The 13,095-nt window shown below is 68.8% G+C and carries 13 protein-coding genes; 7 read left to right on the forward strand and 6 right to left on the reverse strand.

The genetic code is table 11. From position 1 onward, the window contains the following. Window positions 1-211 precede the first annotated feature (211 nt). The gene (gene rpsO, locus GVY39_RS01820) at window positions 212-481 is read right to left on the reverse strand and encodes a 30S ribosomal protein S15 (RefSeq protein WP_039799352.1); all 270 of its coding nucleotides are present in this window, start codon (window positions 479-481) and stop codon (window positions 212-214) included. A gap of 257 nt (window positions 482-738) precedes the next feature. On the opposite strand from rpsO, the gene GVY39_RS01825 reads away from it, so the two are divergent. Next, window positions 739-1,557, forward strand: coding sequence for an alpha/beta fold hydrolase (locus GVY39_RS01825; RefSeq protein ID WP_159919734.1), 819 nt, complete (start codon window positions 739-741; stop codon window positions 1,555-1,557). Between the two features lie 3 nt (window positions 1,558-1,560). Here the strand turns inward: GVY39_RS01825 and GVY39_RS01830 are convergent, their stop codons facing one another. Then, complete coding sequence (locus tag GVY39_RS01830; protein WP_159919736.1) at window positions 1,561-2,532, reverse strand: bifunctional riboflavin kinase/FAD synthetase; 972 nt, start codon at window positions 2,530-2,532, stop codon at window positions 1,561-1,563. 472 nt (window positions 2,533-3,004) lie between these two features. On the opposite strand from GVY39_RS01830, the gene GVY39_RS01835 reads away from it, so the two are divergent. From GVY39_RS01835 to GVY39_RS01850, 4 genes are all read left to right on the forward strand, one after another. Next, complete coding sequence (locus GVY39_RS01835; protein ID WP_159919738.1) at window positions 3,005-3,457, forward strand: cupin domain-containing protein; 453 nt, start codon at window positions 3,005-3,007, stop codon at window positions 3,455-3,457. A gap of 1 nt (window position 3,458) precedes the next feature. After that, entirely contained in the window at window positions 3,459-4,661 is a 1,203-nt protein-coding gene (locus tag GVY39_RS01840) for a PLP-dependent aminotransferase family protein (protein ID WP_236565243.1), read from the forward strand. Continuing rightward, window positions 4,658-5,077 carry a hypothetical protein gene (locus tag GVY39_RS01845; protein WP_195139047.1) on the forward strand — a complete coding sequence of 140 codons (420 nt, stop codon included), beginning with the start codon at window positions 4,658-4,660 and terminating at the stop codon, window positions 5,075-5,077. The genes GVY39_RS01840 and GVY39_RS01845 overlap by 4 nt, the downstream gene beginning before the upstream one ends. Window positions 5,078-5,302: 225 nt before the next feature. After that, window positions 5,303-5,971, forward strand: coding sequence for a metal-dependent transcriptional regulator (locus tag GVY39_RS01850; protein WP_195070573.1), 669 nt, complete (start codon window positions 5,303-5,305; stop codon window positions 5,969-5,971). A gap of 157 nt (window positions 5,972-6,128) precedes the next feature. Here GVY39_RS01850 and GVY39_RS01855 read toward each other — a convergent pair whose 3' ends face one another. Continuing rightward, complete coding sequence (locus tag GVY39_RS01855) at window positions 6,129-7,211, reverse strand: tartrate dehydrogenase (RefSeq protein WP_369412106.1); 1,083 nt, start codon at window positions 7,209-7,211, stop codon at window positions 6,129-6,131. A gap of 10 nt (window positions 7,212-7,221) precedes the next feature. Continuing rightward, the gene (locus GVY39_RS01860; RefSeq protein WP_159919742.1) at window positions 7,222-8,694 is read right to left on the reverse strand and encodes an NAD-dependent succinate-semialdehyde dehydrogenase; all 1,473 of its coding nucleotides are present in this window, start codon (window positions 8,692-8,694) and stop codon (window positions 7,222-7,224) included. Window positions 8,695-8,836: 142 nt separating this feature from the next. Between GVY39_RS01860 and GVY39_RS01865 the strand changes: the two genes are divergently transcribed. Then, a complete protein-coding gene (locus tag GVY39_RS01865) occupies window positions 8,837-10,078 on the forward strand; it encodes an aspartate aminotransferase family protein (protein WP_159919744.1) in 1,242 nt (413 codons plus the stop codon). A gap of 61 nt (window positions 10,079-10,139) precedes the next feature. After that, the gene (locus GVY39_RS01870) at window positions 10,140-10,634 is read left to right on the forward strand and encodes a DUF3830 family protein (protein WP_159919746.1); all 495 of its coding nucleotides are present in this window, start codon (window positions 10,140-10,142) and stop codon (window positions 10,632-10,634) included. A 45-nt stretch (window positions 10,635-10,679) separates the two neighbouring features. On the opposite strand, the gene GVY39_RS01875 is transcribed toward GVY39_RS01870, so the two are convergent. Together GVY39_RS01875 and GVY39_RS01880 are read right to left on the reverse strand one after the other, a co-directional pair. Beyond that, window positions 10,680-12,080: an amidase gene (locus tag GVY39_RS01875; protein ID WP_159919748.1), complete on the reverse strand. Its 1,401-nt coding sequence runs from the start codon at window positions 12,078-12,080 to the stop codon at window positions 10,680-10,682. Between the two features lie 12 nt (window positions 12,081-12,092). Beyond that, entirely contained in the window at window positions 12,093-13,058 is a 966-nt protein-coding gene (locus GVY39_RS01880; protein WP_159919750.1) for a D-2-hydroxyacid dehydrogenase, read from the reverse strand. Window positions 13,059-13,095: the final 37 nt, after the last annotated feature.

Consider the following 13,095-nt stretch of genomic DNA (forward strand, 5'->3'; position numbering starts at 1 on the left):
TCAGCACTGCGCGATATCGGCGCGCAAGCTATCCCACAATCAGAACCACACCGGCCCCACCCGTTATCCGAGCGAAGCAAACCGAGCATGGTCCCTTCGCGGCCCGGCTCCCGTCCGAGTGCCGCCGCATAGACGACGAAGTCGCCGACGGCGGTCGCTCGGACGTCAGCCAAAGGGGGCCACTAGCACCCAGCGCCGCGGCGCCGGCGAATCAGCGCCTGAGCCCCAGCCGCTCGATGAGCGAACGGTAGCGGTTGATGTCGTTGTCCTGCAGGTACTTCGACAGCCGCTTACGACGACCGATCAGCGCCATCAGACCGTGGCGGGTGTGGTGATCGTGCTTGTGCTTCTTCAGGTGCTCGGTGATGTCGGCGATACGCTTGGACAGCAGCGCGATCTGCGCCTCCGGCGAACCGGTGTCCTTCTCGTGCAGGCCGTACTCGGCGAGGATCGCCGACTTCTGCTCGGTGGTCAGCGCCATGGGGCATCCACTCCTGTTTCTCAGTTCCGCGCTCGAATGTCCGGTTACCCGGGGCGGGCGCCACCGCGGACCGCAGCAAACCCGAGGGACCACCCTACCGGACCGGATCCTTCCCCTGAAATCGCGGACCGGCAGGCGTGGCCGACGGCTCCGCTTGCGCGTCGCACGGAAGCGTGGGCATTACCTGCCGGGTAATCGACTCACCGCACTTCGGCTGCGAATCTTCCTCTCGTACCACCGAATACGAGGAGACGACGATGCCCTACCTGGAGACGACCGACGGCACCCGCCTGGCCTACGAGGACTACGGAACCGGAGCACCGATCGTGTTCTTGGCCGGGTGGGCGCTCAACACGGAGATGTGGGAGTACCAAGTCCCGTTCTTCGCCGAGCGGGGTCACCGCTGCGTGCTGCTGGACCGGCGCGGACACGGCCGCTCCGACCGGCCGTCCACGGGGTACGACTTGGACACTCGCGCCGACGACGTGGCCGAACTGATCGAACGGCTGGATCTGCGCGATCTGACCCTGGTCGCCCACTCCGCGGGCGGCGCGGAAGTGGCCCGTTACCTGGCCAGGCACGGCACCGCACGGGTCGCGCGCATCGCGCTGCTGGCCACCACGCTGCCGTTTCTGCGCCGGACCGAGGACAATCCCGAAGGGCTTCCGGACGAGATGAGCCTGGCCTCGATCGCGCAGTGGCGCACCGATCGGCCCAAGTGGTTCGCCGATCGCGCACAGGGATACTTCGCCACCCACCTCGGCAACGACGTCTCCCCCGCGCTGATCGAACACGAGATGCGCCGCTGCCTGTCCACCGCTGCGTGGGCAACCATCGCGGTCTGGGAGTCGACCTTCGTGTCGGACCATCGCGAGACGCTGCGGAATCTGCCGATTCCCGCCCTGGTCGTGCACGGGGAGCCGGATCAGTCCATTCCGATCGACGCCAGCAGCAGGCGCATCGCGAAACTCGTGCCGGACTGCGTCTACAAGGAGTACCCGACCGCGGGGCACGGGCTGTACAACACCCATGCCGACCAGCTCAACCGGGACCTGCTCGACTTCATGACGTCCTGACGATCACCGGGCGTCGACGGCGGTGAGGATCTTTCGCGTGGTCTCCACGTCGCGGCCCATGCACTCGACGAGCTCGTCCACCGACTCGAACTTGCGTTGGCCGCGGAGGTGCTCGACGAAGTCGACCGCGACGTGCTGACCGTAGAGATCGGCTTCGCCGTCGAGCACGTACGCCTCGACGGTGCGGGCGCGTCCGGAGAAGGTCGGGTTGGTGCCCACCGAGACGGCGGCCATGGCCCGCTCGCCCGGGGTGACCGTGCCTATGGTCGGGCCGGGGCCGAGCACGGTGAACCACCCGGCGTACACGCCGTCCGCCGGAATCGCGGCGTGCATGGGCGGCGCGACGTTCGCGGTCGGGAAACCGAGTTGCTTGCCGCGGCCGTCACCGTGCACGACGACGCCCTCGACCCGGTGCGGGCGGCCCAGCGCCTCGGCAGCGGCCGCCATGTCCCCCGCGTCCACGCACGCGCGGATGTAGGTCGAGGAGAAGGTCACGGCGTGTTCGCCGAGCAGCGTCACACCGTCGACCTCGAAGCCGAAGCGCTTGCCGAGTTCGCGCATGGTCTCCACCGTGCCCGCGGCCTTCTTGCCGAAGGTGAAGTTGTCGCCGACGACCACCTCGACCACGTGCAACCGCTCCACCAGCAGATCGTGCACATAACGGGCGGGTGCCAGCTTCATGAATTCGTGGGTGAAGGGCATGACGCAGAAGACGTCCACGCCCAGTTCCTCGGCCAGTTCGGCACGACGGGTCAGTGTGGTCAGCTGCGCGGGGTGCGAGCCGGGGCGGACCACTTCCATCGGGTGCGGGTCGAAGGTCATCAGCACCGCGGGCACGCCGCGCGCGGCGGCGGATTTCACGGCTCTGCTGATCAGCTGCGCGTGGCCGCGGTGCACACCGTCGAACACACCGATCGTGAGAACACAGCGCCCCCAGTCCGCGGGCACTTCGTCGAGACTTCGCCATCTCTGCACAGTGCGCAGCCTACGCAAAGCAGGTAGCGAACAGTATTCGGGCGTGCTGATCTCACACAACGGTTGCGGCGCCGTGAGCCGACGACCTGGTTCGAGCCGCCCCCAGCCATGCGAGTGCCGGTAGGTCCTACGTCACCGGTACGGATACGACGCGGATGCCGGCTGCCTGCTCGAGCCGACCGGAGAGGCGGAGCGGGATCGAGCCCCAGCCGCACGCCGCTGGTGGCGGTGGCGCCCACCCCGGCATAGCTGGGAGATGGCCCGGACTGCCGTGAGCTTGCGTGCCACCGTGCCATGACGTCGGGTTCACCGACATCTCCGGGAAAACTTCGCCCGCCGGAAACGAATCGAACGTATTCGCGAAAGAGCCCATTCATCCCCGGTTTTCTGCGGGCTCACAAGCTCGTCTCGCCATCAGGGGGAATGGTCTAGCGTCCAATTCGTCGGCGACAGTAGTGCCCCCGGAGTAGCCATGAAAAGTGCAGTCAAGCACGTGCGTGTGATCAACCCGTCCGATGCGGCCGAAACAATGGGGCGGCAACGACAACGCCTCATCCCCTGCGTCACCACCGAAACCTGTGGCGCTACCGGCATCTCGGCGGGCATGGTCAACATGACCCCCGGTGCCATGTCCAAAGCGCATTATCACGCGCACAGCGAGATCGTCGTCGTCTGCCTGCGCGGGCGGGCGGTCACCCTGATCGGCCCGGAGCTGATCCCGTATTTCCACGGTCCGGGCGAGTTCATCTACATCCCGGACGGAGTCGTGCACGTGGCGGTGAACCTCGACGAGACCGAGGACCTGGTCGCGGTGGAAATGCGGACCGATCCCCTGTTCAACGACGACGTGGTACTGACGCCGGAATACGACGCCCGGGTCCCCGAAGTCGTTGCCCGCTTGCGGCGCGGCCCGGTCGGTTCCTGACGTGACACGCCTGCAGCGCAGCCGCCGCGCGGCCGAGGTGAGCAGCGGACCCATCGATGACATCTTCGCGACGCTGGCACGACGCCCCGAGGTCGTCTCGTTCGCCGTCGGAGCACCCGACCCCGCCCTGCTCCCGGGCGAGCTCGTCGCGACGCTCTCGCAGAGCGTCATCGAAAGATACGGCAGCGCCGTCCTGCAGTACGGCATGACCCAAGGATTCGCCCCGCTGCTGGTCGAAGCGCGAAACCTGCTGCGCAACCGCGATATTCGATGCACGCCCGAGCGCTTGCATATCTCGACCGGCGGATCCGGCGCTCTGCACAACCTGTGTTTGGCGGTGCTCGACCCGCATGACGTGGTGCTCGTCGAAACACCGACCTATGGCCCGGCCGTCAAAGAATTCCGTAGCCACGCAGCGACCGTCGTCGCGGTGCCGTCCGACGAATCCGGCATCGTGCCGGAAGCGCTCGAGGAGGCTTTGGCCCGATACGACGCGGCATTCGTCTACCTGCTGCCCACGTTCCAGAATCCGACCGGGCGGACGATGCCCGCCGGGCGGCGTGAACGAATAGCGGAGATCGCCGTCCGCCACGGCACGCTGATTGTCGAGGACGACGTCTATACAGACCTGCGCTATCGCGGCGTCGCACCGCCCGCGCTGTGGTCTTTCGCACCGGACAACTCGGTCTACATCACGTCACTGTCGAAAACTCTCGCTCCGGCGATTCGTGTCGGAATCACCGTCATGCCCGAGGATCTGCTGAAAACAGTGCTCGCGTTGAAGCAGGGCATCGATATGCAGACGTCGACGTACTGCCAGGCGATTGCCGCCGAATTCCTCGGCAGTTCGGCCGGTGCGGCGCACCTCGCCCACGTCGTCGAGGCCTACTCGGCCAAGTTGGACGCCTTGACCGCTGCGGTCGGGGGGCACCTCCCGGCCGGGTTCCGGTGGACCGCACCCGAAGGCGGGATGTTCCTGTGGGTCGAGGGACCGGCGGGTTTCGATGCCGACGCGGCGCTGCCGGAAGCGCTGCGACGGGGGGTCGCGTTCCTGCCCGGAAGCGCCTTCTACGCCGACGACGTCACCGGCCACCGCAACACGATGCGGCTGAGCTTCGCGAACGTGCCCCGCGACGACATCGACCGTGGCATCGCGCTGCTGGGAGCCGTCTGCGGAGCCCCGGCCTCGACAGGCACAGCATGAACGATCGGCATCCGGTGCTGGGCACGTGGGAGGTGGTCGCCGAGGGCGCTCCGTTCGGTTACCACGTGATGCAGTTCCACCCGGGTGGCACGATGCTGCAGTCGAACCCCGATCACGGCAATCGCGCCACCAGCGACAGCAACGGCATGGGTAGTTGGCGAGCCGACGGCTCCCGGGTCACTGGCGCGTTCCTGGAGTTCACCGTGGATCGAGCCGACCCCTCCGTAGTGCGCAAGGGAATCGTCGCCTTCGAACTCGAGGTGACCGGGGACCGGTTCTCCGGACTCGCCACGGCGACGTTCTACGAACTGTCCGGTGCGCCGATCGGCGCGCCGGCCACGGCACGGCTGGCCGGTGCGCGATTCGACGGCGTGGCCGCGTTCCACAGTGCGCTGGAGGTTCCGGGAACCGTGTGACCCACCCGCCGCGGACGACACGCTCGAGCGGCCGTCGTCGCGCCCGACCGGGAGTGAACGGAGAATCGCGTTCCGTTCGCGATCGGGCGACGACGGGGCCGACGATGTGTGCATCGGCACGCCAGTGCCTAAGCTCGGGGTGTGCCAGGTAAACGAGATATCGCCACTCGACGCGAGTTGGCCGACGCCCCGGCGCCGGGCGATGCGCAGGGCGGTACCGCGACGATCGCGCCTGTGCTCTCGTCGGTCGCCCAGGACTACCTGAAGGTCATCTGGACCGCGCAGGAGTGGTCGCAGGAGAAAGTGACCACCAAGTTGCTCGCCGAGCGGATCGGGGTGTCGGCCTCCACCGTGTCCGAAGCGGTCCGCAAACTCGCCGATCAGGGACTGGTCGAACACGCCCGCTACGGCGCGATCGCCCTCACCCTCGCGGGGCGTCGCGCCGCCGTAGCGATGGTGCGTAGGCACCGGCTCATCGAGACGTTCCTGGTGAACGAGCTCGGTTACGGCTGGGACGAGGTGCACGACGAGGCCGAGGTGCTCGAGCACGCGGTCTCCGAGCTGCTGATGGCCCGGATCGACGCCAAACTCGGCTACCCCGACCGCGATCCGCACGGAGATCCGATCCCGTCGGTGGACGGCGCGGTCCCCACTCCGCCCGCGCGCCAGCTCAGCGATTTCCAGGCGGGCGAATCCGGCCGGGTCGCGCGCATCTCCGACGCCGATCCCGACATGCTGCGTTACTTCGACTCCGTCGGCATCGCGCTGGACACCGTCATCACGGTCGTCGAACGCCGCGACTTCGCGGGCACCATCGCCATCCGGATCGGCGCCACCGAGTCGCCGACCGACCTCGGGCGCCCCGCCGCCGAGGCCATCTGGCTCACCGCCTGACCCGGTCTGCGCTGTCACCGCCTCCCACGGCGGTGTCGGCTCCCACCGCCGCGCGTGATCACCTGATTGCCCCGTTACGTCCGGGTAGAGCTGCACACCGACTGTCGCAGCTGCGCCTGCTCGGGCGGAACGCTCCCCGACCGCCTCCGCGACCCGGTCAGCCGAGTTCGGCCGGCGCGGCGCGGCGGGTCAGTTCGGCCGCACGGGTGGCAATGGCGTCACCGAGTTCGGCGGTGGTTGCGGTGCCGCCGAGGTCCGGGGTGCGGATCTCTCCGGTGGCGAGCACGTCGCAGACCGCTCGATCCACCGCGACGGCCGCGGCGGACTCGCCGAGCTGATCGAGCAGCATGGCACCCGCGAGGATCTGCGCGACCGGGTTCGCGATGCCCTGCCCGGCGATGTCGGGGGCACTGCCGTGCACCGCTTCGAACATCGAAGGGCCGGTGCGCTCGGGATTGATGTTGCCCGATGGCGCGAGACCGAGTCCTCCCGTCACGGCGGCGGCGAGGTCGGAGAGGATGTCGCCGAACAGATTCGAGCCCACGATCACGTCGAGCCGGTCCGGGTTCAGCACGAGTTCAGCGGCCAGCGCGTCGACGTGCATCTGCCGCGTCGTCACCTCCGGGTACTCGGACGCGACGCGATCGAAGACGCTGTCCCAGTACGGCATCGAGTGGATGAGTCCGTTCGACTTGGTCGCCGAGCACAGCCGACCGGATCGTTCGGCGGCCCGCTCGAACCCGTAGCGGATGATCCGCTCGCACCCGGTACGGGTGAACACCGACTCCTGGAGCACGAATTCGTCGGGGCGGCCTTCGTTGTGGATGCCGCCGATCCGGGAGTACTCGCCCTCGGAGTTCTCCCGCACGATGAGGATGTCCAAGTCGTCGGCGGTCCGGCCGCGCAGCGCCGACTCGGTGCCGGGCAGCAGGCGCACCGGGCGCAGGTTGACGTACTGACCGAAAGCGCGGCGCAGCGGGATCAGCAGCCCCCACAGCGAGACATGGTCGGGCACACCGGGAAAGCCGACGGCGCCGAGGAGGATGGCGTCGAAGTCCGCGAGCCGCTGCGCGCCGTCGTGCGGCATCATGGCCCCGGTGCGCAGGTAGTTCTCGCAGGACCAGTCGAATTCGGTCCATTCCAGGCCGGGCAGCACGGCGTCGAGCACGCGCACCGCCGCCGCGGTGACGTCCACGCCGATCCCGTCACCCGGGATGGTGGCGATGCGGTACTCGCTCACTGGCACTCCTTCACAGTCGCACTCCGATGTACTTGGTCTCCAGGAATTCATCGATCCCGGTCGATCCGCCCTCGCGCCCGAGCCCGGATTCCTTGACGCCGCCGAACGGCGCGGCCGGGTTCGACACCACGCCCTGGTTGAGTCCCACCATGCCGGTTTCCAGTGCTTCACACACCCGCAATCCGCGCCGGAGGTTCTCGGTGAACACGTAGCTCACCAGTCCGTAGGGGGTGTCGTTGGCCCGGCCCACCGCCTCGTCCTCGGTGTCGAAGACGCCGATCGCGGCGACCGGCCCGAAGATCTCGGTATGGCACATTTCGGCGTCGTCGGGGACGTCGACCAGGACGGTGGCGGGATAGAAGGTGCCCGGTCCGTCGAGCTCGGTGCCGCCGGTGAGCACCGTGGCGCCGCGGGCGCGGGCGTCGTCCACCAACCGCTGCACCTTGGCGACGGCTTCGGCGTCGATCAGCGGGCCGACCACGACGTCCGGCTCGGTGCCCCGGCCCATCGGCAGGGCCGCCATCCGATCGGCGAGCCTGCGTGCGAAGACCTCGGCGACACCGCGCTGGACGAGGATGCGGTTGGCGGCGGTGCACGCCTGGCCGATGTTGCGCATCTTCGCCGCCAAGGCGCCTTCGACCGCCTCGTCCAGGTCGGCGTCGTCGAACACCAGCAGCGGCGCGTTGCCGCCGAGTTCCATGGAGGTGCGCATCACCGTCTGCGCACACTGCGCGAGCAACTGCTTGCCGACCGCGGTCGAACCCGTGAACGAAAGCTTGCGCGAGCGGCTGTCGAGGATCAGCGGCGTCATCACGGCGGCGGGATCGGCCGTCGTGACCACGTTGACCACCCCGGCGGGCAGCCCGGCCTCCGCCAGCACCTCGGCGAGCGCGAGCATCGAAAGCGGCGTCTGCTCGGCGGGTTTCACCACGCAGGTGCAGCCCGCGGCCAAGGCAGGCGCGATCTTGCGCGCTCCCATGGCCATGGGAAAGTTCCACGGCGTGATGAGCAAACTCGGACCGACCGGCTGCCGGGCGAGCAGAAATCGCGAACCGCCGGTCGGCGCGGGCATGTACCCGCCGTCCAGGCGCACGGCTTCCTCGGCGAACCAGCGGAAGAACTCCGCGGCGTAAGCGATCTCGCCGCGCGCCTCGGCCAGCGGCTTGCCCATCTCCAACGTGGCGATCAGCCCGAGCCGGTCGGTCTGGGCCAGCAAAGCGCGATGCACACGCATCAGCAGATCGCTGCGCTCGCGCGGCGGCGTGGCCGCCCAGGCCGGTTGCGCCGCGCATGCCGCGTCGAGCGCCGCCAAGCCGTCCGCCGGGTCCGCGTCGGCCACCGCGCACAGCGGTTCACCCGTCGCCGGATCGAGCACCGGCAGCGTCCGGGCGGTCGAACGCCACCGCCCCTGGATGAACAGGCCTCGCGGCACCGTGTCGATCGCGGCTCGTTCGGCGGCGCTGAGCGCGCTTTCGGTGAGCATCGTCGGTGGCTCCTTCCGTCGCCGCGCAGCGTTCGGCCATTGCTGCGACCCGTGCCGCCATGTTATGCATATTGTAGACAATCCGACAATAGACAATCATTTGTCCGGCAAGTGGTTGCACCGCTGCGGGAGGCGAATCACCATGACCGAGCTCTCTCCCATCCTGAAACAAGCCACTCCGGTAACGGTCGACCATGGCGCGGGGTGTTATCTCTACGGCACCGACGGCCGCCGATACCTCGACTTCACCGCGGGTATCGGGGTGACCAGCACAGGCCACTGCCACCCGCACGTGGTCGCGGCCGCGCAGGCGCAGGTCGCCTCGCTGATTCACGGCCAGTACACGACCGTGCTGCACCGGCCGCTGCTCGAGCTGACCGAACGGCTCGGCGCGGTACTTCCGGACGGATTGGACGCGCTGTTCTTCGCCAACTCCGGCAGCGAGGCGATCGAGGCCGCGCTGCGGCTGGCGCGCCAGGCCACCGGACGGCCGAACGTCGTCGTCTTCCACGGCGGCTTCCACGGCCGCACCGTGGCCGCCGCGACCATGACGACCTCAGGGACCCGTTTCTCGGCCGGGTTCAGCCCGCTCATGTCGGGCGTGCACGTCGCGCCGTTCCCCACCGCGTACCGCTACGGCTGGAGCGAGCAGGAGGCCACGACCTTCGCGCTGCGCGAACTCGACTACCTGTTCGCCACTCTCACCTCGCCCGCCGAGACCGCGGCGTTCATCGTGGAGCCGGTGCTCGGCGAAGGGGGTTACATCCCGGGCAACACCGAGTTCTTCCGCGGGCTGCGCGAACGGGCGGACCGGCACGGCATCCTGCTGGTGTTCGACGAGATCCAGACCGGCTTCGGGCGCACCGGGAAGTTCTTCGGGCATCAGCACTTCGACGTGCGGCCCGATGTGATCACCATCGCCAAGGGCCTGGCCAGCGGTTTCCCGCTTTCGGGCATCGCGGCCTCGCGCGAGCTGATGTCGCGTGCGTGGCCGGGCTCGCAGGGCGGCACCTACGGCGGCAACGCGGTGGCGTGCGCGGCGGCGATCGCCACGCTCGACGTCATCGAATCCGAAGGGCTGGTGGACAACGCTGCCGCACGGGGCGCACAGCTGTTGCGCGGCCTGCGCGACAGCGCCACCAAGGCGATCGGTGACGTACGCGGCCTCGGACTGCTCGCGGGCGCCGAATTCACCACGGCCACAGGCGAACCCGACCCGGTCACCGCCGCGGCCGCCCAGCGCGCCGCGGTGCACAAGGGACTGCTGCTGCTGACCTGCGGCGCGCACATGAACGTGGTGCGGATGATTCCGCCGCTGATCGTGACCGATACTCAGGTCGAGGACGCTCTGGCGATCTGGTCCGAGGTGCTCGCCGAGTTGTAGCGCCGCGACCGTCGCCGCCCCCGTGCCCGCCCGGCGGGCACCGATCAGGAAGCAGAACCGTATGGCCCGCTACATCACCATCACGCTCACCAAAGCCGCGGTGACCTGCCGCGCCCGTCTGCTGGACGAGGAGGCGCCGCGCACCTGCGCGGCGGTATGGAACGCGCTGCCGCAAGAAGGCGACGCCTTCCACGCCAAGTACGCACGCAACGAGGTGTACACCCTGCTCCCACGAATCGGCGCGGCACCGCATCGAGAGAATCCGACCGTCACGCCGATCCCCGGCGACGTCTGCCTGTTCGATTTCGAGCCGTGGGAGATCGGCAATCCGGCTTACGGTTACGAGCCCGGCTCCGCGGCCGAGCACGAGCGCGGCGCCACCGATCTCGCGCTGTTCTACGGCCGCAACAATTTGCTGATCAACGGCGACCTCGGGTGGGTGCCGGGCAATGTCTTCGCCACGATCGAAGAGGGGCTCGCCGAGATGGCCGCGGCGTGCAACGCGCTGTGGTTGCACGGCGTGCAGGGTGAGACACTCGCGTTCGCCCGTGCCTGAATGCCCCGTACGGTGGCCCCGCGGTATCCGCGGGGCCACCGCCGTTCAGGAAGCCAGCACGAACTCGGCGTAGCGGGCCACCGCGAGCACCAGATCGTCGGAGTGGCGCGGACCCACGATCTGCAGCCCGACCGGTAGGCCGGCGCGAGTGACCCCCGCCGGGATGCTGATCGCGGGCTGCTGGGTGAGGTTGAACGGGTAGGTGAACGGGGTCCACTCCGGCCAGCTGTGCAGGCCGCTGCCCGGTGGCACATCGTGTCCCGCTTCGAACGCGGGGATCGGCACCGTCGGGGTGATCAGGACGTCGTAATCGGTGTGGAAAGTTCCCATCTTGATGCCGATCCGAGCCGCCACGTCGCGCGCGGCGAGATAGTCGACCGCGGTGACGGTTTCACCGCGCTCCCATACCGCCAGCAGCCCGGGATCGACCCGGTCGCGCGTGCCTTCCGGGAAGCCGGAAAGCATGGTGGCCGCACCGGCCGCCCAGAGCAGTTCGAAGGCTTCGCGGGGATCCTCGAATCCCGGATCCGCGGCGCCGACCCGGAGTTCGGCTTCGGCCAGCCGAGCCACCGCGGCGTCCACGATGGCGGCGACTTCGGAGTCGACGGCGGCGTAGCCTAGCGTCGGCGAGTACGCCACGCGCAATCCGCGCACGTCGCGCTGCATTTCGGCGCGGAATACAGTGAGCGTGGGGGCCAGTGCGGTCGGGTCGCGCGGATCCGGGAGCGACAGGATGTCCAGCAGCAGCGCCGCGTCCTCGACGGTGCGGGTCATCGGCCCCGCGTGCGCCAGTGGACCGAACGGGCTGGCCGGGAACAGCGGAATCCGTCCGTAGGTGGGCTTGAACCCGACGATGCCGCAGAAGGCGGCCGGAATGCGCACACTGCCGCCGCCGTCCGTGCCCACCGAGACCGGGCCCATGCCCGCCGCGACGGCGGCGGCGCTCCCGCCGGAGGACCCGCCCGCGGTGGTGGACGGGTCGGCCGGATTCCGGGTGACGCCGGCCAGCGGACTGTCGGTGACCGCTTTCCACGCGATCTCCGGGGTGGTGGTCTTGCCGAGGAACACCATGCCGTCCTCGCGCAGCCGCGCCGCTACCGGGCTGTCCACCGGCCACGGCCCGGCCGGGTCGATCGAGGTCGACCCCCGGCGGGTGGGCCAGCCTTCGGTCAGGAAGACGTCCTTGATCGAGACCGGCACGCCGTCGAGCAGGCCGCGGGCGTGGCCGGACTGCCAGCGCGCCTCGGAATCCTTCGCCTGCACCAGAGCGCGATCGGGATCCACGAGACAGAAGGCGTTGAGCGCGCCGTCGCGGTCGGCGATCGCGCGCAGGATCGCCTCGGTCGCCTCGACGGGCGACAGACTGCCCGCCGCGTAGGCCGAGACCAGCTCGACCGCCGTCATAGCGGTCGGGTCGGTGGGTTGGTTCTTGTCGGGGTAGCTCATGGATGGGCTCCTTCAGCCGGGCACGTACCCCAGCCTTTTGTCGACCACGTTGTCCAGCGGACGTCCGGCGATCCAGTTGTCGAAGTTCTCGGTGAACGCGTTGACGATCTCGGTGCGCCATCCGATGAAGTCACCGGAGTTGTGCGGGGTGATCCGGACATTCGGCAGTTCCCACAGCGGGTGATCGGCGGGGAGCGGCTCGGGGTCCACCACATCGAGCGCCGCGGCGGCGATCGATCCGGTGCGCAGCGCGGCGACGAGGTCGTCGGTCACAACGAGTTCCCCACGACCGACGTTGACAAACCTGGCGTGCGGTTTCATCGCGGCGAACGCGGCGGCGTCGAACATGTTCCTGGTCTGCTCGGTGAGCGGTGCGATCGCGACGACGTAATCGGCGCAGGCCAGTCCGGCGTGCAGGTCGGTGGTGACATCGCCGAAATCGGGATCCGACGCGCGTTCCCGTCTGCCCACCGCGCGCACCGTCATCCCGACCGCGCGCAGCAACCGGGCGATATGGCGTCCGATCGAGCCGGTGCCGACGATCAGCGCGGTCGCCCCCGCGACACACTCGGATTCCCGATGACGCCACTCGTGCCGCTGCTGCAGCAGCAGCGAGCCGGACAGGTCCTTGGCGAAACCGAGAATCTGTCCGAGCACGTATTCGGCGATCGCGGCGTCGAAGACGCCCCGGGTATTGGTCACCACCACGTCACTCGCGCGCAGCTCGGGGAACATCGCCGGGTCGACGCCCGTCGATCCCATGTGCACCCACCGCAATCGGTCGGCGGCGTGCCACGCGCCGGGCAGCGCTCGCGTGCGAAAGTCGTAGACGAACAGGATCTCCGCTCCGCGCAGGGCGCCCGCCAACCCGGCCGCCTCGGTGTAACGAATGGTGGCGCGATCGGCTACCCGGTCCATTCGTTCGGCGTCGGGCACACTGTCACTGTGCAGGACGGCGACAATCGGGCCCTGTTCCACATTGACACACTAAGATGGCATCGTATGATTGTCAACA

Origin of the sequence: Nocardia sp. CY15, from assembly GCF_009829295.1 — a bacterium.
GTDB lineage: Bacteria > Actinomycetota > Actinomycetes > Mycobacteriales > Mycobacteriaceae > Nocardia > Nocardia sputi.

Excerpts from the sequence above, each read along its gene's own strand:
- GVY39_RS01825 (WP_159919734.1), top strand. The coding sequence starts at position 739 with ATGCCCTACCTGGAGACGACCGACGGCACCCGCCTGGCCTACGAGGAC.
- GVY39_RS01835 (WP_159919738.1), top strand. The coding sequence starts at position 3,005 with ATGAAAAGTGCAGTCAAGCACGTGCGTGTGATCAACCCGTCCGATGCG.
- GVY39_RS01875 (WP_159919748.1), bottom strand. The coding sequence starts at position 12,080 with ATGAGCTACCCCGACAAGAACCAACCCACCGACCCGACCGCTATGACG.
- GVY39_RS01860 (WP_159919742.1), bottom strand. The coding sequence starts at position 8,694 with ATGCTCACCGAAAGCGCGCTCAGCGCCGCCGAACGAGCCGCGATCGAC.
- GVY39_RS01845 (WP_195139047.1), top strand. The coding sequence starts at position 4,658 with ATGAACGATCGGCATCCGGTGCTGGGCACGTGGGAGGTGGTCGCCGAG.
- rpsO (WP_039799352.1), bottom strand. The coding sequence starts at position 481 with ATGGCGCTGACCACCGAGCAGAAGTCGGCGATCCTCGCCGAGTACGGC.
- GVY39_RS01870 (WP_159919746.1), top strand. The coding sequence starts at position 10,140 with ATGGCCCGCTACATCACCATCACGCTCACCAAAGCCGCGGTGACCTGC.
- GVY39_RS01865 (WP_159919744.1), top strand. The coding sequence starts at position 8,837 with ATGACCGAGCTCTCTCCCATCCTGAAACAAGCCACTCCGGTAACGGTC.